Source organism: Pseudoalteromonas sp. McH1-7 (assembly GCF_013366255.1).
GTDB classification, from domain to species: Bacteria; Pseudomonadota; Gammaproteobacteria; order Enterobacterales; family Alteromonadaceae; genus Pseudoalteromonas; species Pseudoalteromonas peptidolytica.
The window spans coordinates 145,647-166,368 of record NZ_JABWPQ010000008.1 but is presented as its reverse complement, the minus strand read 5'-3'; the positions used below and the strand labels follow the sequence as shown (position 1 = coordinate 166,368).

The following is a 20,722-nucleotide window of genomic DNA, read 5'->3' as shown; positions in this document are numbered from 1 at the left end:
TCTTATTTAGAACAACTAAATAGCAAAATTTTTGCCTTGTTATCGACAAGATTTTCTCACCTCAAAATAGACCACTTTATTAAGAAAATTGGTATAACTTTAAAAAAGCGACGAACAGTCGCTTTTTTTATGAGGAAAATCATGGAAAAAAAACGAGTAGAAGTTGCTGTTGGGGTAATTGAAAAAAACCAAAAAATCTTTGTTTGCTTGCGCAGCAAAGATCAACACCAAGGTGGGCTGTGGGAATTTCCTGGCGGTAAAGTTGAAGCTGAAGAAGACGTATTCTCTGCCTTAAAACGTGAGTTAAAAGAGGAAATCGGGATTGATATACACAGCTCTACTGAGTTGATGAGGATAGAGCACGATTATCCTGATAAAGCGGTGTGCTTACATATTCATATAGTTACTGAGTTCGCAGGAGAAGCACATGGCGCTGAGGGGCAACCATCACAATGGGTAGCGATTTCGAACTTACACGAGTTAGACTTCCCAGCGGCAAATAAAGCCATTGTGGAACGGTTACAAGCGGCACAAAAAGAGTGACAAACTTTGTTACTAAATACCAAGCTTGAATGATAGTCATCCATATGGAGCATCAGTAGACTAGTGTATGGTCGTCATACGACGAAACTCTATCAGGGGAATTTACATGAAAAAATTATCATTGACCGCTGCAAGTGTTGCGCTTGCACTGGGGTTGATTGGTTGTAGCGAACAACCGCAAACACAACAACAAGTTGAGCAGCCTAAGACACAAGAAGTTACGCTAAGCTCGGGTATTGAACTTAGTAATATAGATAAATCAGTTCGTCCTCAAGACGACTTTTACTATCATGTGAATGGACATTGGCTCGAAAATACGATTATTCCAGCAGACAAATCCAACTATGGCTCATTCACGCAACTGTACGATGACTCCCAAAAGGCATTGCGCAAAGTACTCGAAGAAGCAGCCAATAATAGCACTGCAAAAGCGGGATCAGACGAGCAAAAGTTGGGTGCGTTTTATCAAAGTTATATGGATGAGGGTGCAAGAAATGAGCTGGGGCTAACGCCTATCAAGCCTTATCTTAGTGAGATCCAAGCGCTGAAAAGTAAGTCAGAACTGCCAACTATCTTTGCTAAAATGCGTTTAACTGGCGCACATACTCCTTTTGGTTGGTACGTAAATAATGATGCCAAAAACTCAAGTGAAAATGCCCTATACATGTTCCAGTCGGGTTTAGGCTTGCCAGATCGTGACTACTACCTAAAAGATGATGAAAAATTCACTAAGATCCGTGAGCAATATCAGCTATATATAGAGCAGCTCATGGCCAAAACTGGGCATAAAAACCCAGCGCTAGCCGCGTTAAATATTCTAGAGCTAGAGAAGCAAATTGCTGAAGCACAGTGGACGCGTGTAGAAAGTCGGGATGCAACCAAAACCTATAATAAATTAACCGTTGAAGCTTTTAACAAATCAATGCCAGATTTTGATGCCGCAGCATTTTTACGTGCATTAGGGATCAAAACGGACTCATTGATCGTCAGTCAACCGAGCTTTTTTGAGTCATTATCTAAAATAATTGCAAGTACCGATTTAGAGGTGTGGCAAGACTATTTTGCTTTCCACTTTACCAATGACTACGCAGAGCTATTGAGCAAAGATGTGGTTGACCTTAAGTTTGGTTTCTTTGGTAAGACGTTACGTGGCGTTGAAGCACAAGCACCAACATGGAAAAAAGCCGTTGATGCGAGTAACTCAGTACTTGGTGAAATGCTTGGGAAGATTTACGTTAAGTCTTACTTCCCACCTGAAGCTAAAGCACGAATGGAAGAGTTGGTAGCCAACCTGATCAAAGGTTTTGACCAAGCTATTGACGGCCTTGAGTGGATGAGTTCAGAAACCAAAGTCGCAGCAAAAGAGAAGCTCAATAAGTTTACTCCTAAGATTGGTTACCCAGGCAAATGGAAAGACTACTCGGCACTAGACATTAGCCCAGATGACTTAGTAGGAAACTATGTTCGTTATAGTGAGTTTGCTAATCAGGAGATGATTGACAAGTTAGGCAAGCCTGTTGATCGTGGTGAATGGTTTATGACGCCACAAACGGTAAATGCTTACTATAACCCGGTAAACAACGAGATCGTATTCCCTGCGGCCATTTTACAACCGCCATTTTTTAATCTAGAAGCTGATGATGCTGTAAATTACGGCGCAATTGGTGCGGTTATCGGCCATGAGTTAGGTCATGGCTTTGATGACCAAGGCGCTAAATATGATGGCGATGGTAACCTTAGAAACTGGTGGAGTGAGTCTGACTTAGCTCAGTTTGAAACGCGTAGTCAAAAATTAGTTGAGCAGTTCAATAGCTTTAAACCATTTGAGGATGCAGCGGTAAATGGCCAGCTGACGCTTGGTGAAAATATTGGTGATTTAGGTGGATTAACGGTAGCTTACAAAGCCTATCAGATTTCTTTAGCTGGCAACAAAGCGCCTGTTATTGATGGCTATACGGGTGAGCAGCGGTTCTTTATGGGATGGTCACAGATCTGGCGCCGTAAATACCGTGATGAAGAGCTGCGTAATCGTCTAATGACAGATCCGCATTCGCCAAGTCACTATCGAGTCATTGGTGTATTACCAAATATGCCTGAATTTTATCAGGCGTTTGATGTGAAAGAAGGTGATAAGATGTACCTGAAGCCAGAAGACAGAGTAAAGATCTGGTAATTTCGCACACATCTATTATTGCGGGTTTACTCAGTGCAAAGAGTAAATCCGCTCTTCTCATTACGCTTTAACTTTTCAAATAACCTCAGTAGAACAACACCCTACCTACAAAAATAAGATTGCCTTTGTGACAAAAGCGAGTAGCTTACATTTGCTTAGCATAAAGAGATTAAAAAATAATGATAGCGCTGTCATTTTAACTTTTATATGATGTTTGGGAACAATAAGTGATTAAATGCTGTTCATATTGAATTGGACATGAAGACTGGGAGCAAAAGATGAAAATAAAAACGACTTTGCTTGGGGCGATGATTGCTGGGTGCGCGTTCTATACACAAGCATCATTGACTCAACAGCAACTCACGCAGTTTGCAACTGACACACATTTTGAATTTGCCGTAGAAAATAATTTCAGCAACGGAGCTGAGGGGTTCAGTGGCTCTATTACATTGACTAATAATTCAAAAGTGGATCTACCTAAAGGGCAAAGTGACTGGGAAATTTATATCCACTCTGTACGTCATATTTCAACCGAGTCTTCAAACGGATTACGATTTGAACATATTAATGGCGATCTTCACCGTATAACACCGACAGCATCATTTGCAGGATTAAAATCAGGCGAAAAACTACAGCTTTTATTCGATGGTAGTGCATGGGTTGCTGCATACAGTGATTTTATGCCGCGTGCTTTTATGGTGTCTGGTAGTAATAAACCAGTGATATTTGCTAACACAGATACTGAAGACATGACCCAGTTTGTTGCGCCATTTGAACGTGAAAACCAGCTTAAAAGATACAGCACACCAACCGACTACACCAAAATAGCCACCGCTGAATTACGCTTTGAACATAATCAAAGTAATGTTGACGTAGCAAAAGCTGATGCGCTTAAACGTATCATTCCCAAACCAGAATTTATTGATTTTAATCGCGGTGAGATTACCTTAAATAGCGATTGGCAAATCCGTTATGCTGGACGGCTAAAGTCTGAGGTTGAAGTCTTTCAAGAGGACTTGTCGGAATACGGCCTCAACCTAAAGGCTGAGCCAAATCATATCTCTGAAGGTAACTTACCAACTATTCGCTTGAAAGTTGCTAAAAGTTTAGGTCGAGACTATGACTACAAGAAAGCCGGCTCATACACCCTAGAAATAGACGACGATGTCATAGAAATTGTCGGAATTGATAACGCGGGTGTGTTTTATGGTATCCAAAGCTTGCTCGCGCTCTTTCCTGCTGGAAGCAAAAATGAAGTGACTTTGTCTCATGTGGAGATTAAAGACTCTCCTCGCTTCGACTGGCGCGGTATGCACTATGATAATGCTCGTAACTATCACGGTAAAGAGGCGCTATTTAAGTTAGTTGAGCAAATGGCACGCTATAAGCTGAACAAGTTCCACTGGCACTTTTCTGATGATGAAGGGTGGCGCTTAGAAATTCCAGATCTTCCTGAGCTGACTCAAGTTGGAGCTTATCGCTGTTTTGATCTAGAAGAGCGTGAGTGCTTACTAACTCAGTTGGGCACTGGTCCTTTTAAATCTGGAACGGGTAATGGTTACCTTTCCCGTGAAGATTTTGTAGAGTTACTTAAATTTGCCAAAGCACGTCATATTGAGATCATCCCGGAAATAGAAAGTCCAGGACATGCTCGGGCAGCTATTAAGTCTATGGAAGCACGCTACCATAAGTTAATGGCCGCAGGTAAACGTGATGAAGCAAAAGCTTATTTACTGACAGATATTGATGATAAATCTGAATATTTAACGGTACAGCTTTATAAAGACAACTCGATTAATGTGTGTTTAGACTCAAGCTACGCTTTTATGGAGAAAGTTGTATATGAGCTCCAAGATATGTACCGTGAAGCTGGGACTATCTTAAATACGGTGCACTTTGGTGGAGATGAAGTCGGTAAGGGGTCTTGGACACAGTCACCAGCTTGTGATGCGTTATTTGCAAAAGCAGATAATGGTGTTGCCGGGCCTAACGATCTTAAGCCTTACTTCACTCAGCGAGTCGCAACATTACTTGCTAAAAGAGGGATAACACCGGGCGCATGGGAAGATGGCCTAATGTATAATACCACGACAACTTTCAAGCGTGATGAATTTCCGAATCCACAGTTTTTAGTAAATACATGGGATAATATTTGGGAGTGGGGGGTTGCAGATCGCGCGCATCGCTTTGCCAACAATAACTATCAAGTTATTTTATCTCATGGCACTCATTTGTACTTTGACCATCCGTATGAAGCACACCCGCAAGAACGTGGTTATTATTGGGCGACTCGCTACACCGATACTAAAAAATCTTTCTCTTACATGCCGGATTATGTTTATGCAAACGCTGACTTTACCCGAAACAGAGAGCCGATTGAAAACTTAGAAGCATTGGTTGGTCGAGCGCTACCACCGTTGAAAAAGCCACAAAATATAATTGGGATGCAGGGACAGATATGGAGTGAAACAATCCGTACTGAAGAGCAAGTGTTGCGGTTAATCTTCCCGCGTATACTCTCAGTCGCCGAGCGTGCATGGCATAAAGCCGATTGGGAAGGGCGCAAAATAGATAAAGCGGAGTTAGACAAAGACTTTTCATTATTTGCAGCCGCACTATCACTGAAAGAAATTGCTAAGTTGCAAAATGATGGGGTTAATCCAAACCTACCTGTGCCAGGTGCCAAAGTGGTACTTGGAAAGCTCAAAGCTAACAGTGCATTTCCTTTTCTTCCTATCGAGGTGAGTTTGGATAATGGCGAGTCTTGGCAACGATATACTGGACAGATAAGTATTGCTGATGAAAGCAAAGTGCTGCTCAGAACACGCATGGGCGACAAAAATGTCAGTCGCGTTACGGGGTTAAATTAATTTACTTTGAACCACTGCGCGCTGTTTGGGTTGGCGCGCTGCTACAAACACAATAAAAATATTCAATTAGAACAATTGAGTGTAAAATTTTTAGCGAGTCTATATGGATGTAGACTCGTAACGTTTGTAGCGCAGTGGGGAAATGTATAATGTGCTTTTAACAGCTTTAACGCATAGTTAAAGAAGCAAAAAGAGTAAAGCGCAGCCTTCTACATACAAAAAGCTGGATGTAGCTGAGCGCCTTGCTCAAAATCTATCTGGAAATGAAACAGATTTTAACGTAAAGTTAAATGTCAGCGCTGTCATTTTTGTAAAAGAAAGACTGTAAAAGCAAAAATAAAAAGGCAAAAGCCAAACGAACAATAAACGATGAGTAATGTTTATGGAAGCTACCGTGTCGAATACAACAAAACGAAGTAATGCTATCCCAATGGCGATAGTCGCCGCCATGTTTTTTATTCTTGGCTTTGTGACTTGGCTCAACGGGTCTTTGATGCCATATTTGGAACAAGTGTTAAAACTTACTCCATTCCAATCTTCATTTATCCTTTTTTCTTTCTATATTGCGGTCACGTTTACTGCCGTGCCTTCAGCACTTGTTATCAGAAAGGTCGGCTACAAAAACGGTATGGCTATCGCCATTGCAATGATGATGTGTGCCGCGCTACTTTATATTCCAGCTGCAAAAACACAGATGTTTGCACTATTTTTATTTGCACAGTTCACCATGGGAATTGGGCAAACATTATTGCAAACTGCGGTAAACCCATATGTGGTTCGTATTGGCCCTGAAGAATCAGCTGCGGTGCGAGTGAGCATCATGGGTATTTTGAACAAAGGAGCAGGTGTGGTTGCACCATTGGTGTTTACAGCCTTAGTGTTAAGTAATTTTACGGATATGGCAGGTAAAGACTTAACTCAGGCCGACATCGACGCGATGGCGAATGGCTTAGTAGGGCCTTATCTTGGTTTAGCCGTTTTTATTGGCATATTTGCTTTAGGTATCAAGTTTGCGCCACTGCCAGAGCTTGAGAAGGAAGGTGAGGAAGAGCATGGTTCAGTAAGAGAAGCATTACAGCACCCGAACCTAAAACTTGGCGTCATTGCGCTGTTTTTATACGTTGCGGTTGAGGTAATTGCAGGAGACACGATTGGCTCGTTCGCACTAGCGCTTGGAGTTGAGAAGTATAGCGTCATGACTTCTTATACCATGGCATGTATGGTTGCAGGTTACATATTAGGTATTTTATTAATCCCAAGAGTGATCTCTCAAGAAAAGGCTCTAACCGCTTCTGCTATTCTTGGTGTATTACTGACACTGGCAATTTCATTTGGTAGCCCCGACTCGTTCATTATCTCAAACCTATTTGGTTTGTCAGCGTTACCTGATATTCTATTAATGGTTGCAATACTCGGCTTGGCTAATGCTATCATGTGGCCTGCAATTTGGCCTCTCGCATTATCTGGACTTGGCAAGCTAACCAGTGTAGGCTCAGGGTTATTGGTTATGGGAATTGCCGGTGGTGCATTTGGCCCTGTATTCTTAGGCTTAGCTAAAGGTACATCAGGTACAGTAGAGTCGCAGCAAATAGCGCACCTTGTAATGCTGCCTTGTTACTTATTTATTATTTTCTATGCTGTGAAGGGCCATAAGCTCAGAAAGAAGGCGTAGCAAAATAACGTAAAGCATTTCTATGTATGTAGAAATAATCCCGTGTGTGATGCCACCTGAATAAGGTGGCATTTTTTATTTCTATACCTATCTATCAGACCATGTGGTTATACCAATAGACTTACTACTTACTTAATTTGAAGGGTTAAACCTGACGCGAACCGCGTTAAAAATTTCTTATTTAGAATAACTGAATAACCTGAGCTTTGGATAATTAATACCTTTCTAGCAGCCAGCTCTAGCGCTAACTGCGTTGAATTTACTTCCAGCAGCCGGCTATTAGCACGTACACGTATATTCGCCTTGCCTACAGAGCGTAGGTACCTTAGAGAGAGCGGGACGCGGTAGCGGAGTTATCGACAAGATTCTGTCGCTTCAAAGTAGACCACTTAATTTAGATAATTGGATATCGATGTTTTTTAAAGTGTGAAAGCAGTGTGGTCGGCAAGCTAAAACCAATCGTTTTTTCAAATCAGCCAGACAATTTAGTCAACAGCAGAAAATGGCGTAAAAAACGGTTTGATTAGGATGAATTAAGTACTAATAAGGTAAGAACTACTATAATGCAGGAAAGAATGGGGCGACTGATGGGGCTCGAACCCACGACAACCGGAATCACAATCCAGGGCTCTACCAACTGAGCTACAGCCGCCACAAAAAGAATTGAACACCTCGTTTGGTGTGGCGCGCATAATACATAAGTTTTTAAAAAAAGCAAAGCGAAATATGCAAAAAAACGGAGAAAAAGATTTTTTTGCATAAAAATTCTGCATACAGCAAATATTCATATATCCTATGTATAATCCGGACGATCTAATAATATTTCTAATTGACCAGACTCACATGAGGCTTAGATAAGAAGTAATCTAACTCATTGCTATTATCGATGGCTCCGTTTTGGCGTGGAGCTGACGCTGCTGTACTTATAGCGCTTCAGTGGGGGGGGGGAATTTGTTCTAGACAAGAAGGGGTTGACGCAGTTAGCGTCAAACCATCAGAGCAACAAGTATTCAGTCGATACAAACTACTACTGCGTAACACAAATAACAAGAGGAATGGGGATGGAAGCTATCTGGAATTGGGTTAACGAAAACTCAGACTTAATCTTGCACTACGCACTTCAAGGTGTGATTGCGCTAATTATCTTTTTTATTGGTTTGAAGCTTGCCAAACTCAGTGCGAAGCTCACAATCAAAGCATTTAGTAAACGCAATGTCGACAAAGCGGTTGGCTCTTTTGTTGCTAACATAGCATATGCAATAGTGTTTGCTGCAACACTTCTGATGGCGCTGTCTCAAGTTGGCATAGAAACCACTTCATTTATCGCAATTTTGGGTGCCGCAGGTCTTGCTGTGGGCCTTGCACTACAAGGCTCTTTATCTAATTTTGCATCAGGCGTATTGATCATCATGCTACGCCCTTTCAAGTCTGGTGACTATATTGAAGCAGGCGGTAAGGCCGGTAGTGTACAAAAGATAGAGATCTTTTCGACAGAGTTACGTACACCAGATAACAAAGTAATTGTGATGCCAAACTCGTCGATTATGTCTGGTGCCATTGTTAACTACTCGCGTGAAAAAACGCGTCGCATTGATTTGGTGATAGGGGTTGGTTACGATGCCGACCTTAGAGAAGCAAAAGCAGTATTAAAATCCGTACTCGACAACGAACCAAGGATCCTAAAAGAGCCGGCGTACACTGTTGCAGTTCTAGAACTGGCAGATTCAAGCGTTAACTTTGTGGTGAGACCTTGGGTTGAAACGCAAGAGTACTGGCCAACTTATTTCACCCTAGTAGAAAATATAAAAATTGCACTAGACGACGCGAATATCACGATTCCATTCCCGCAAATGGATGTTCACCTACACAAAGATCAGTAAAAAGGTTAGTTTGAAATGAAAGTAAAGGTTTTAACCTGTTGTATTCTTATGGCTGTTAGCACAACAGCAGCGGCAGAAGGAAAAGCGAAAAAGCCAAAGAAAGTTTGGGATGTAACAAGTGAGGTAGGTGCGATCATAACCAGTGGTAATACTGAAACAACCACACTAAAGGGTGGCATAAAAGCAAAGCATAACCTCACAAATTGGCATAATGAATACAAGCTGGATGGCTTCTATAAAGAAGACACACGCGAAAATGATGCCGGTGAAGATATCACATCACGCACTAACGAAAAGTATTCGGCTTCGGTACAAGGTAACTACAAGTTAAATGAAGATCACAGTCATTTATTTGTATTTGGCTCTTACGTATCTGACTACTTTGGCGCGTATCGCAGTGAAGCTGTGGCTTCTGTGGGTTATGGCCAGCGTTTATTTGAAAATGATGATATGTACTTAAATGCTGAAATTGGTCCTGGTGTTAAGCGTTTTGAGCACCAAGATGATAGTAAAGAGCTAGGCGATAATGGCGAGCTATTAGCTGGTACATCTGAGAGTGAGTTTATCGGTGTTGGTAAACTAGACTATCAATGGCAAATTTCTGACAACGCACGTTTTACTCAGCTGATCGCGATAGAATACGGTGACACAAACACCAAAACAACGTCAGAGACCGCACTATTAACTAAAATCAACGGCTCGCTGCAGATGAAAGTGGCTTATAACATTATTCATAACTCTGACGTAGCAGACGAAAAAGAAAATACAGACACTGAAACCTCACTTACGTTGGTTTACAGTTTCTAACAAGTATCTTGCCAAAGGGTACCTCAGTGCCCTTTTAATTCTTTTAAACTTCGGTAGAATGCTCAAAGTTTAACAAAAATCCATAATGGAAGAGATTTCAGTGAAGTTCTTCAGAATATTATTTCTCTCAGTATTTATACTTATCTCGCATCAAACCGTTGCGATTACACCGAGTAAACAGCAAATTGAGCAGTTTAAAAAGCTTCCAAAAGCGCAGCAGGAAGCGCTTGCGAAACGTTACGGTATAGATTTGAACACCTTAGACGGGAATACTAAAGGTGATAAAAAAGATGAGGAGAAAGATTCCTCAATTCGACCTCGTGATCAAAAAGATTTGCTGGAGGAAGAGACAGAGGAAGACAAATACAAGCCAAAATTAGAAGAGTTAAAACCTTTTGGTTATGAGCTTTTTGCAGGAGAGCCAACGACCTTCATGCCATCAGAATTGGCAGCGATACCTGACACTTATTTGTTAGGTATAGGTGATATGGTGAAGATCAATCTGTATGGTAAAACCAATGAAGAGCATGAAGTCCAAATTGACAGAGAAGGTCGCCTCGCTATCCCAAATTTAAGTCCTATCCATGTGATTGGACTGTCATTCAAAGAGCTAAAAGCACTGATCTCAAAAAAAATCGCAGAAGAAATGATTGGAGTACAAGCCTTTGTTTCTATGGGTGAGCTAAACCCTATGCGTATCATGGTTGTTGGTGAAGCATACAAACCAGGTAGCTATACGGTATCTCCTCTTGCCACTGTGACGCATGCGTTGTTTGTGTCTGGTGGGGTGAGTGATAATGGCTCATTAAGAAAAATTCAAGTAAAAAGAGCTGGCGAGCTTGTTACTACTTTTGATCTATATGACTTATTATTGTTTGGCGACAGCTCAGATGATGTTGTACTAAAACCTGGTGATGTTGTATTTATTCCGCCGGCTGCGAAAAAAATCAAAGTTAAAGGTGAAGTAAATCGCCAAGCTATTTTTGAGCTTAAAGATTCTGACTCACTTGACAGTGTCTTAGCAATGTCTGGCGGTTTTAAAGCGAATGCAAATAAATCAAAAGTGGTAGTTTCACGCTACAACGGTGATGGTAAACGCATTACGCTTAACTATAATTTTACTCAGAATACCAGTTACAAGCCGCAAAATGGTGATGAGATTTCCGTAAATGCGGCTTCCACACGGTTTCAAAATACCGTCACTGTAGTGGGGGCGGTAACGAGTCCAGGACACTATGAGTGGCACCAAGGTAAGACATTAAAAGACGTATTTAGCGCACCACGTGAAGACTTACTATCGATAGCAGACTTTGGTTATTCACTTATCATCCGTGAAGTAAACTTCAAAGGTGACATCGACATCTTACAGTTCTCATTACAAGATATTTTTGATGGTAAATCCGGTGACATTGCACTGTCTTCCAACGACACGATTGTTGTTTTTAGCCGTTATCAATTGAAAGAAGAAGAAGAGCAGCTATTAGACGATTTAGCTTACAATAAAGAGCAATTGAAGCTGCGTGAAAATGTCAAACTGTGGGAGCAATTTGAGCGTGACGAGTTCTTAAAGTACATTGGATTGAAAGACGATGAGCTTTTTGAATTAGAAGAGGAAGAAGTCAAACTCATCACCAGCATAGGGGCTCTTTTCGAAGAGCCGGAAGAAATTGAAGAAGATGACTATGCAGTATTTAGCCGTCAAAAACTTCTTGCGCCTATAGTTGCTAAGTTACAAAGGCAAGCAACGCCAACTGAGCCTGCAAAGTTATTTGCTGTTAATGGGCAAGTTAAATTCCCAGGCGTTTATCCTCTAGCTAAGCAAGCGAACTTCCAAAAAGCAGTACAGGCAGCCGGTGGCTTTCTTGAAGCAGCATACCTTGAGCAAGTTGAGTTGACCCGCGTTATATATAATGATGGTAAACAAGTTGAGCATATTCAATTTAACGGCTTAGATGAACTAACAAGCCCCACGCACGCACTAACGAGTAAAGATACAGTCAATATCTTCCCGAGACCAAATTGGCAGGATAGATTGCAAGTAAAAGTTGTGGGTGAGGTTAGGTTTCCTGGTATTTATACCATCAAGCGCGGAGAGACGTTGGAAAGCCTACTTACCAGAGTTGGAGGACTTAGTGAGTTTGCCCATAAGGATGCGGCAATTTTCACTCGTGAATCAATTAAGCGTAAAGAAACCTCGCAAATTCAACGCCTAACGCAAGAGCTTAGACGCGATATCATTACGAATACCTTCCAAAAAAGTGCGACAGCAAATACTTCGATGCCTTATGAAGATATGGATAAAATTTTACGTGATTTATCTAAGGTTGAAGCATTGGGGCGTCTTGTTATTGATTTAGATAAACGCGCGACAAAAACGATTCAACTAGAAGATGGCGATGCGCTGTATATTCCAGCGATGCAAGATTCAGTGAGTGTTATCGGAGAGGTCAATCTTGCCGCGACACACTTATTCGATGCGGGTAAATCGGTTGACGACTACATTAAAGCCAGCGGTGGTCTAAAACAGAAGGCTGACGATGAGCGCATTTACATTATAAAAGCTAATGGGTCGGTTGTTCTACCAGGTTCAGGTTCATGGTTTGCGGTGAGCAATTACGCAAACCAACTAGCTCCAGGTGATACCATCGTCGTGCCACTAGACGCGCAGCATATGGATCAACTGACTCTCTGGAGTACTGCGACTCAAATATTGTCACAAATTGGTCTTGCAGCAGCATCGCTGGCAACATTGAATAAAGACTAATACGTCATAAAAATCTAACACAAAAAGGGTACGGGAAACTTGGGTTTCCCGTATTTACGTTTTATGCAGAAACTAAAAAAGCACATCATCAATACCATTGAGTTTACCCGAGGAGCTGTGCGACCTTTTTTTGTTGCTGTGCCGACGTTAAGTCGACTTTACTATTTACTGTTTGACCGCGCATTTGGCTACGAGCAGCAGGCGATACTAAAAGCAAAGATCCAATATCAAAAGCATCAAGGGATCCAAAAAAGCGCCAGTGCATTACTCAGGCGTAACATTCATAGGCTGGAAAAGGGGTTGATTATGCGGCCTCGAAAACCAGTATTTGCTCTGGACTATATTGCTGAAACTGTGTCTGTGTATGAGCGGGCTACACAAGTTGATAATCTAGAACAGACAGATCTAAAGTGGGCTCATTCGGTGCTCAAACAGTACTTTGACGTCTGTGATACCAGTCATCCTATTGTTAAAAGTAGTTACCTTACTTTTCAAGCCATTGAGTTTGAAGATGATTGTAGCGCCATACCTTATTCAAGTAGTCAGCGAGTAAAGCATGATGTTTCTTACGAGCAGCTCAAAGCACTTGCTACATCAAGGCGCTCAGTGAGGTGGTTTGAGCAAAAAAACGTAGATAAATCACTATTAATTGATGCTTTGACTATCGCAACCCAAGCACCCAGTGCATGTAATCGTCAAGCTTATGAATTTATGTGGATTGATGATGAGCAGATAAAGCAAAAAGCTGCCACGTTACCAGGTGGCACGGCGGGCTTTGCAACCCAAATCCCTTGCTTATTAGCGGTAGTGGGTGATTTGTCAGCGTACCCTTTTGAGCGAGACCGTCATGTAATTTATATCGATGCGTCGTTGGCCAGTATGCAGTTTATGCTAGCATGCGAAACGCTCGGATTATCGACGTGTGCGTTAAACTGGCCTGAATTACACAAATTAGACGAGCGAGCTGCGCGCTTACTTAATTTACCCCAGCATAAGCGTATTGTAATGTTTATTGCCGTCGGATACGCCTTAGCTGATGGTGGCATTCCATTTTCAAACAAAAAATCAGCAGAAGTGCTACTAACACGTGTGGAACCAAAAGAGTGATTAATATAGAAGTAAAAGGGGTTCAGTTTTCCAATAAAGGTGCTGAACTAATGCTGTTGTCTGTGTTAGAGCAGCTAGATAAAGAAATAGGTGAGTACAATCTAGTATTGTCTCCAGGTCCAAACCTTCCCTACAAACAAAGAGCTAGATTAGGGGCGTTGCAAAAGCTTAGTTTTCGGAGGGGACCCTTCGACTTAACGGGGTTATTCGGCAAATTACCGCAATTTGCTAAACGCCTACTTAAACGTTATGGCATTGTAACAGAGGCAGATGTCGATATTATTTTGAACGCCAGTGGTTTTTCGTATGGCGATCAATGGCCATTAAATGATTTGAAAAATGCAGCAAAGGAAGCTGTACGATTCAAACAAGTAGGTAAGCCTTATATTGTGTTACCGCAAGCACTTGGTCCGTTTAACAAAGTAGAGCATGCAAAAGCGGCTCGAAAATTGATAAACTCAGCGACAAAAGTATATGCCAGAGATAAAGCATCCTATCAGGCTTGTGCCGCACTTAATGAAGTTGGCACGTTACATCAAAGCCCTGATTTTACGGCGCTAATAGAACCAAGTATTATTGAACCATTTGCGACAAAGACGGTCTGTTTTATTCCAAATAATAAAGTGATTTCTAAATATCACCATGAAACAGCACAAACTGGCAGCGAAGCATATATTGCATTTTGGCGTTATCAAGCCGAGTTTTTTAAACAGCATGGATTCGATATTTTGCTCCTAAACCATGAAGGTGCTGAAGATAAGCATTTGTGTGAACAGATAGCTGAAGTTATAGGGGAAAGCGTTGAAATCGTCGATGGTTTGGGTGCAGTTGAAATCAAAGCGCTGTTAGGGCGCTGCCAGGCAGTGGTTAGTAGTCGCTTTCATGGTTGTGTCAGTGCGCTATCACAAGGTGTTCCTTGCTTGGCTACCAGTTGGAGCCATAAATACGAAATGCTCTTTGAAGAGTATGGCTTAGCAGATAATATTTTGGATTACCTAGCGAAGCCTGAGCAAGTAAATAAGCAGCTAACGCAATTTATCAATAACCTAGATAGCCAGAAACAAGCCGGTTACGGGCATGCGACGAAGGTAAAACAAGAAAATCGAGCAATGTGGCAAGCCGTAATTGCTGAAATTAATGGGTATCAGCCAAAATAAGCTGATAAAATAGACCGCGTATAGAAACAAGTTGGGTGCCAAATACTTTATTGGGGCTCAACCAAAAAATACAGATGTAGCTCATCAACGATAGAGGAACTAAAGATGAAAAAAGCAAGAGGTTTTAGCTTAATAGAACTGTTGATCGTATTGATCATTCTAGGGTTATTGGGTTCCTTAGTTGCACCTAAGTTATTCTCAAAAGTCGGTTCATCTAAAAAGAAAACGGCTGTAGCCCAGATGCAAATGTTTGAAACGGCAATCGATACGTATCGTTTGGATATGGGCACTGTACCATCTGCACTAGAAGAGCTAAGACGCAGCAATGCAGCTAATTGGGATGGTCCATATCTGCCAAAAGATATTCCACTAGACCCGTGGGGTAAACCGTATGTGTATACCGTACCAGGCAGTGACAATCGCCCTTATGACATCCTGTCTTATGGCTTAGACGGTAAGCCCGGTGGTGAAGGCGAAAGTGAGGATGTAGTACATAAATGATGGATATTAAATCGCTACTGAGTGAGTCATTCAAAGTATCAAACTCGGACATTGATAAAGCTGCAACTTATCAACAAAGATATGGTGGACGTTTAGAGAATATCCTCATCAATATGGGGTGTTTAACGGAAGATGATTTACCTCCCTTATATCAAGTTTTGCTTGGTTATGAGAAATTTGAGCCTGCACATTACCCCAACTGGCAGCCAAGTGACTCGGTAGCGTTTGAGTGTTACGAAAAGTTAAAAGAGCTTAACTGTGTCTTGTTATCCGCGGATAACGACAGCTGGGTCATTGCTTGTAAAGACCCTCTTGATACAGAGCTGTCGCAGTATTTGATGCGCCAAAACGTAGCGATTACTGTATTAGTTGCAACAGAAGCGCAATTACAAAGCTTCTTCTATGAAATTCAGAGTCAAACAGAAGCAAACTTCAGTGAAGATGAGCTCACCGGAGCTGAAGAAGCAAGACTGCGGGAACTCGCTTCAGAAGCGCCGACTGTTAACTTATTAAATTCATTGATTACTAAAGCGTTATCTCGTGGCGCATCGGACATGCACCTTGAGCCATATAAAGGGCGTTTTAGGGTGCGATATCGAGTTGATGGTGTACTGCATGAGGTTGACTCATTAGCACCGAAAATGCAGTTACCTATTACCACTCGTCTTAAGATCTTATCGGGCATGGATATCGCTGAAAAACGTCGTCCACAGGATGGCAAGATAGAGATGCGTATTGCCAATCAAGAATTAGATATTCGTGTATCAGCATTGCCGTTGAATGAAGGTGAAAGCATTGTTTTACGTTTTCTGAGAAAAGACTCTATTCGATATGATATGTCTGTGCTTGGTTTGTCAGAAGATACTCAAGGGCTAATCAATCAAGACTTGAAAAAGACCACGGGTGTGATCTTACTGACCGGTCCTACAGGCTCAGGTAAAACCACTACGTTGTATACCTTTCTTAATGAGCTAAACACCGAAGACGTAAAAATCATTACGTTAGAAGATCCGGTAGAATACCAGCTTGAAGGTATTAACCAAGTACAAGTAAACCCTGAGATAGGGTTTGATTTTGCCGCAGGTCTTCGCTCTATCGTCCGACAAGACCCTGATATCATCATGGTCGGTGAGATCCGAGATAAAGAAACGGCACAAATTGCGCTTCAATCAGCGCTAACTGGTCACTTAGTATTTAGTACAGTACATACTAACGATGCCGCGGGTGCTTATACTCGACTACTTGACTTAGGTGTTGAAGAGTTCTTATTAAACGCAGCCCTTGTATCAGTGGTTGCTCAGCGTTTGGCGCGTCGACTCTGTGCGCATTGTGCACAGCCTGCTGAAAATGCAGATGAACTAATCAATAAGTACCCTCTACAAGAAATAGCTGATATGGCGGGTATAAAAACCTTAAACTTAAAACAGCCCAAAGGCTGTGAACACTGTAATAATTCAGGTTTTAAAGGACGTATTGCAGTGAATGAATACCTCCGTTGTGATGATGATATAAAAGCAATTCCTAAAAATGATCAATTTATCGGTAAAGCCAAAGCCCATAACAAAAAGCTACAAAGAAGAGACTTGCTTGAAGATGGTCTCTTTAAGGTGATCACGGGTGTTACCACGATAGACGAAGTCTTAAGGGTTGCAGGCTAATGGAGTTTGAGTACAAGGCAATAGACAGCAATGGTTCCCGCCATCAAGGAACCATTGAAGCCAACGACCAAGCACAAGCTCAGCAACGCCTCAATGCAGAGGGGCTTAGTCCGATAGAAATAAAGGCAATTGCTAAGTCATCCTCTTTTTCTGGGTTATTTACGCAAAAAGTGACGCTCGATCAACTGGAGTTTTTCACCAGTGAACTCTCCTTGTTGCTCGAAAGTGGGGTGAGGGTAGACAAAGGGATTGATATTATTCGTCAATCTAATTCCGATCCAGCACTTGGGCGGCTGCTAAATCAAATTGCCAGCTCGATAAAAAAAGGGGAATCGCTCAGCCAAGCGTTTGGCAAACATGAAGCTCTGTTTGGACCGCTATATATTAGCCTGCTAAAAATTGGTGAAACCTCTGGTAATTTACCCGAAGTGTTGCAACGTTTAGCGGCTGATCTTAAATTTCAAAAAGATCTCAAATCACAAGTAAGTACCGCGCTTACTTATCCAAGTGTGATTTTCTTTGTCTGTTTGATGGCTGTGTATTTTGTGCTGACATTTATTGTACCGAAAATGTCAGGAATTTTTACCGACTTGAGTCAAGCGCCGTGGTACACCCAAATGATCATCGGGGTGAGTCAATTTTTTATTGATAACCAGTTGTTTATTATTGGTGGTGTAATTACGAGTTTAGTCTTAGGTGGCTACGCTCTACAACAACCAGAGGCAAGAAATTGGCTATATGTACAAGCCAGTAAAATCCCCGGTATTGGCGCTATTATCACTACCTCTGAAAGGATTAGATTTGCCCAATCTATGTCAATGATGCTAGAAGCCGGTTTGCAACTAGACACTACACTTGCGCTAACAGCTGAAACATTAAAACACCCAGATTTTAAACGTGACGCAAAACAAGCGCTAAAACAACTAAAGTCAGGTAAACAGTTGGGGGTTGTACTTAGTAAAACACGGATATTTCCTGACTTCTTTCTATCCATCATCAAAGTGGGTGAAGAGACAGGGCAACTACCCAAAGTATTTAATGAAGTTGCAAATCGCTCACGTACAGACCTAGAGCAAGTGATCAGTAAATTTACCACAATGCTAGAGCCTATCATGTTGCTATTTATGGGTGGCTTTGTTGGCGGTATTGTTATCACGATGCTGTTAAGTATGGTGTCTATTAATGATGTTCCACTCTAAATCCAGTCAAGGCTTTTCACTCATTGAGTTAATGATAGTCCTTGCCATCATGGGGGTGGCGATGAGCTTAACGGGTGGGCTTGTCGTGAAAGCCGTCTCGAAAAGGACTGAAATAATAGAAATAAAAAAAGTGGAAAATATATTCAAAAGAGTAATGTATAAGTCTTACTTTTCGGGGCTTGAAACACATATATCGATAGTCGGAAACACGGTAATAGTGCATTCATCCGAGAATGAGAAGGAGGTTATTAAGTTCGAAGTGATCCAATTTGTACCTGAAGATTTTATAATCAATACAAAGGCTCAGATATTTCCAAATAAATATGGGATTATTGACCCAATTAAAGGGCCGTTATTTTATAGTACTCCAGCGATCTTTGATAATTATGCTGAATAAAAAACGTGGGTTTACTTTAATAGAAGTACTTATTGCTGCTGTTATTTTATTTACCGCAATTGCACTTACTTCGGAAATTTATAATTCCAGTGCCAAGTTTTCATCAAAAGCGGTAAGCACAACTAACTACAGCCAATTTGCTTCCATTGCTATTTCATCTATTAAAAGTGACCTGCGTTATGAGTTTAAAAAAGAGGCACTTGCAGAGCTGTACATTGGGAAACTAACGATTGGAGGTATGGAGTTTGTATGGACGGCTTCAAAACTCAGAGAGGTCAGCCACTATAGTAATTTAGCTTCTGAGAACACGCCGAAAGCGAAATATGGAAAATATACTGTATCAGTGGATGTCGACGCTGCAAACAAGCAGTTTAGTTTTGAGGTCTTTCTATGGCCGTAACTAGACAAAGCCACTTAGGCTTCTCCTTGATTGAGCTAATGATAGCAACAACACTTTTATCACTGATTATGTTTTCCGGTTATTACGCATATAGCTTATTTAGTGATAGTTGGTCTAAAAGAAGCCAGCAGTATTGGAGGGGCGTTAATACGAGCATAGGAATTGAGGCGTTTATCCGAACTGTTGAATCAATTAATGCTCATGTTTTAATTAATGAAGATGGTGAAGAGTCAGCCCTATTTGAAGGTACTAGAAATAAAGTAATATTTGTATCTAACAGCCCTATTTTTTCAGACTCGCTAGCACTTGTTTCCTTTGAAGTTTTACCAGTGTCCAATGAGTATGCTTTAATCTATTCGGAGTTACCCCTTGACAAAGTAGGGCTATACAATTGGCCTACAAAAGATTTTCACTGGACTAATAGAGTCACACTCATAAAAAAATCCAAACAATTAGAGTTTAGTTACTTCTCGTATAGTAATTTTAAGGAAGCTTTAGAAAGTATAAACGTTTATGAAAATAATCTATTGATTCCAGCGCCTGAAATGCAGTGGCTGTCAGAGATTAATACGAAAAAGCATAGGGTATTACCTGCAAAAATTAACTTAAGACTTACTGATACAGAGCAAAAAGAGACTTATATTACTGTTGATCTCCCCAATGACTCAGCAAGCAAAGTGGTCTGGAATATGAGGCAGGAGTTTTAATGTACAAAGTCCAAGGAGTTGCATTAGTTCAAGTGCTAGTGATTGCGTTGATATTGAGTATCATGAGCTTATTCGTTTTACAGTCAGTCAGGCATCAAGTTGGAGTTTCACAGTCGGCAGTAAATAAATTCAAGCTCAAACTAGTGTTAGAAACGGCTGAAGCTGAGCTCATAGAGGCTTTAGTGATGTATAGGCCTTATAGAGACACTAATTCATCGGTTGATATAATTCGAAATTGGCGGTTTGACAATACTCCGTTTAAATTGCGTGAGAACATTCATGCGCAGATCCAAGATATGCGCTCACTTGTTAATCTTAATTATACTGATGCTACTTTAGCGTCAAATACGTTAAATCGTTTGGGGATTGATCAAAAGCAGGTTGAGGTGGTTATTGCTTCACTTGAGGATTGGAAAGATAAAGATGCGCTTGTCCGTCCGAGTGGTGCTGAAAATGATTACTATCAGTCAGCAGGTTTATCTGGACCAAGAAATAGTTATTTACAATCAGTTTTTGAATTTTTAAAAGTAAGAGGTGCCAAAGACCTAAACCATATAGACGTTAAAAATTATTTTACTGTTGCAAACCAAATCGGCTTTAATCCAATGAATGCTCCGGAATTAATATTAAATGCTTTGTTGAATGATACCGACAAAGTGAAAACCATTATACGGGAACGAGATGCTGGTACACTCACAGACTATAAGTTTCGGGAAATAACAGGCTTAGAGGCGAACGAGTTTCTTATTTTTGCAACAGGTAGCTACCTCAGGGTACAATTGGAAGTTGTCGATAATGAAGCTACGTTAAAGAAGTCTTTTATTGTTAGGGTCAAACCTGCTGCGAGAGTAACTCCAATAATTATCAGTGAAGTTAAGTGGAATTAG

The 20,722-nt window shown here is 41.2% G+C and carries 16 protein-coding genes and 1 tRNA gene; 16 read left to right on the top strand and 1 reads right to left on the bottom strand.

The genetic code is table 11. The features are described from left to right. Positions 1-141 precede the first annotated feature (141 nt). The 4 genes from mutT to nagP all read left to right on the top strand — a co-directional run bounded on the left by mutT (position 142) and on the right by nagP (position 7,258). On the top strand, positions 142-543 hold the full coding sequence (mutT, locus tag HUZ36_RS07950) for an 8-oxo-dGTP diphosphatase MutT (protein WP_147389426.1): 402 nt from the start codon (positions 142-144) through the stop codon (positions 541-543). A gap of 106 nt (positions 544-649) precedes the next feature. Further along, positions 650-2,716 (top strand): M13 family metallopeptidase, encoded by a 2,067-nt coding sequence (locus HUZ36_RS07945; RefSeq protein ID WP_176032541.1) that lies wholly within the window; start codon positions 650-652, stop codon positions 2,714-2,716. A gap of 278 nt (positions 2,717-2,994) precedes the next feature. Beyond that, positions 2,995-5,586 (top strand): family 20 glycosylhydrolase, encoded by a 2,592-nt coding sequence (locus tag HUZ36_RS07940; protein WP_176032540.1) that lies wholly within the window; start codon positions 2,995-2,997, stop codon positions 5,584-5,586. 382 nt (positions 5,587-5,968) lie between these two features. After that, complete coding sequence (gene nagP, locus HUZ36_RS07935; protein WP_368659792.1) at positions 5,969-7,258, top strand: N-acetylglucosamine MFS transporter NagP; 1,290 nt, start codon at positions 5,969-5,971, stop codon at positions 7,256-7,258. A gap of 576 nt (positions 7,259-7,834) precedes the next feature. Here nagP and HUZ36_RS07930 read toward each other — a convergent pair. Further along, a tRNA-His gene (locus HUZ36_RS07930) sits at positions 7,835-7,910 on the bottom strand. Between the two features lie 409 nt (positions 7,911-8,319). Between HUZ36_RS07930 and HUZ36_RS07925 the strand changes: the two genes are divergently transcribed. The 12 genes from HUZ36_RS07925 (at position 8,320) to HUZ36_RS07870 (ending at position 20,722) form a co-directional block, all read left to right on the top strand. Then, positions 8,320-9,138, top strand: a complete 819-nt coding sequence (locus tag HUZ36_RS07925) for a mechanosensitive ion channel family protein (protein ID WP_125251078.1) — start codon at positions 8,320-8,322, stop codon at positions 9,136-9,138. A gap of 15 nt (positions 9,139-9,153) precedes the next feature. Beyond that, positions 9,154-9,945, top strand: coding sequence for a DUF481 domain-containing protein (locus tag HUZ36_RS07920; RefSeq protein WP_147389422.1), 792 nt, complete (start codon positions 9,154-9,156; stop codon positions 9,943-9,945). Positions 9,946-10,030: 85 nt separating this feature from the next. Continuing rightward, entirely contained in the window at positions 10,031-12,709 is a 2,679-nt protein-coding gene (locus HUZ36_RS07915; protein ID WP_176032539.1) for an SLBB domain-containing protein, read from the top strand. Between the two features lie 63 nt (positions 12,710-12,772). Next, positions 12,773-13,816, top strand: coding sequence for a nitroreductase family protein (locus HUZ36_RS07910; protein WP_176032538.1), 1,044 nt, complete (start codon positions 12,773-12,775; stop codon positions 13,814-13,816). After that, positions 13,813-14,973, top strand: a complete 1,161-nt coding sequence (locus HUZ36_RS07905; protein ID WP_176032537.1) for a polysaccharide pyruvyl transferase family protein — start codon at positions 13,813-13,815, stop codon at positions 14,971-14,973. The genes HUZ36_RS07910 and HUZ36_RS07905 overlap by 4 nt, the downstream gene beginning before the upstream one ends. A gap of 105 nt (positions 14,974-15,078) precedes the next feature. Beyond that, on the top strand, positions 15,079-15,474 hold the full coding sequence (gene gspG / locus HUZ36_RS07900) for a type II secretion system major pseudopilin GspG (RefSeq protein ID WP_176032536.1): 396 nt from the start codon (positions 15,079-15,081) through the stop codon (positions 15,472-15,474). Beyond that, positions 15,471-17,132, top strand: coding sequence for a GspE/PulE family protein (locus tag HUZ36_RS07895; RefSeq protein WP_444428306.1), 1,662 nt, complete (start codon positions 15,471-15,473; stop codon positions 17,130-17,132). The genes gspG and HUZ36_RS07895 overlap by 4 nt, the downstream gene beginning before the upstream one ends. Then, positions 17,132-18,331 (top strand): type II secretion system F family protein, encoded by a 1,200-nt coding sequence (locus tag HUZ36_RS07890; RefSeq protein WP_176032535.1) that lies wholly within the window; start codon positions 17,132-17,134, stop codon positions 18,329-18,331. Before HUZ36_RS07895 ends, HUZ36_RS07890 begins: the two co-directional genes overlap by 1 nt. Beyond that, positions 18,315-18,728: a type II secretion system protein gene (locus tag HUZ36_RS07885; RefSeq protein WP_176032534.1), complete on the top strand. Its 414-nt coding sequence runs from the start codon at positions 18,315-18,317 to the stop codon at positions 18,726-18,728. The genes HUZ36_RS07890 and HUZ36_RS07885 overlap by 17 nt, the downstream gene beginning before the upstream one ends. Further along, on the top strand, positions 18,718-19,128 hold the full coding sequence (locus HUZ36_RS07880; protein WP_176032533.1) for a type II secretion system protein: 411 nt from the start codon (positions 18,718-18,720) through the stop codon (positions 19,126-19,128). The genes HUZ36_RS07885 and HUZ36_RS07880 overlap by 11 nt, the downstream gene beginning before the upstream one ends. Continuing rightward, positions 19,119-19,835 (top strand): PulJ/GspJ family protein, encoded by a 717-nt coding sequence (locus tag HUZ36_RS07875; protein WP_176032532.1) that lies wholly within the window; start codon positions 19,119-19,121, stop codon positions 19,833-19,835. The genes HUZ36_RS07880 and HUZ36_RS07875 overlap by 10 nt, the downstream gene beginning before the upstream one ends. Beyond that, positions 19,835-20,722 carry a general secretion pathway protein GspK gene (locus HUZ36_RS07870; RefSeq protein WP_176032531.1) on the top strand — a complete coding sequence of 296 codons (888 nt, stop codon included), beginning with the start codon at positions 19,835-19,837 and terminating at the stop codon, positions 20,720-20,722. The genes HUZ36_RS07875 and HUZ36_RS07870 overlap by 1 nt, the downstream gene beginning before the upstream one ends.

Bases quoted from the DNA above. Each gene is read 5' to 3' on its own strand.
- mutT (WP_147389426.1), top strand. From the start codon at position 142: ATGGAAAAAAAACGAGTAGAAGTTGCTGTTGGGGTAATTGAAAAAAAC.
- HUZ36_RS07945 (WP_176032541.1), top strand. From the start codon at position 650: ATGAAAAAATTATCATTGACCGCTGCAAGTGTTGCGCTTGCACTGGGG.
- HUZ36_RS07940 (WP_176032540.1), top strand. From the start codon at position 2,995: ATGAAAATAAAAACGACTTTGCTTGGGGCGATGATTGCTGGGTGCGCG.
- nagP (WP_368659792.1), top strand. From the start codon at position 5,969: ATGGAAGCTACCGTGTCGAATACAACAAAACGAAGTAATGCTATCCCA.
- HUZ36_RS07925 (WP_125251078.1), top strand. From the start codon at position 8,320: ATGGAAGCTATCTGGAATTGGGTTAACGAAAACTCAGACTTAATCTTG.
- HUZ36_RS07920 (WP_147389422.1), top strand. From the start codon at position 9,154: ATGAAAGTAAAGGTTTTAACCTGTTGTATTCTTATGGCTGTTAGCACA.
- HUZ36_RS07915 (WP_176032539.1), top strand. From the start codon at position 10,031: ATGGAAGAGATTTCAGTGAAGTTCTTCAGAATATTATTTCTCTCAGTA.
- HUZ36_RS07910 (WP_176032538.1), top strand. From the start codon at position 12,773: ATGCAGAAACTAAAAAAGCACATCATCAATACCATTGAGTTTACCCGA.
- gspG (WP_176032536.1), top strand. From the start codon at position 15,079: ATGAAAAAAGCAAGAGGTTTTAGCTTAATAGAACTGTTGATCGTATTG.
- HUZ36_RS07895 (WP_444428306.1), top strand. From the start codon at position 15,471: ATGATGGATATTAAATCGCTACTGAGTGAGTCATTCAAAGTATCAAAC.
- HUZ36_RS07890 (WP_176032535.1), top strand. From the start codon at position 17,132: ATGGAGTTTGAGTACAAGGCAATAGACAGCAATGGTTCCCGCCATCAA.
- HUZ36_RS07885 (WP_176032534.1), top strand. From the start codon at position 18,315: ATGATGTTCCACTCTAAATCCAGTCAAGGCTTTTCACTCATTGAGTTA.
- HUZ36_RS07880 (WP_176032533.1), top strand. From the start codon at position 18,718: ATGCTGAATAAAAAACGTGGGTTTACTTTAATAGAAGTACTTATTGCT.
- HUZ36_RS07875 (WP_176032532.1), top strand. From the start codon at position 19,119: ATGGCCGTAACTAGACAAAGCCACTTAGGCTTCTCCTTGATTGAGCTA.
- HUZ36_RS07870 (WP_176032531.1), top strand. From the start codon at position 19,835: ATGTACAAAGTCCAAGGAGTTGCATTAGTTCAAGTGCTAGTGATTGCG.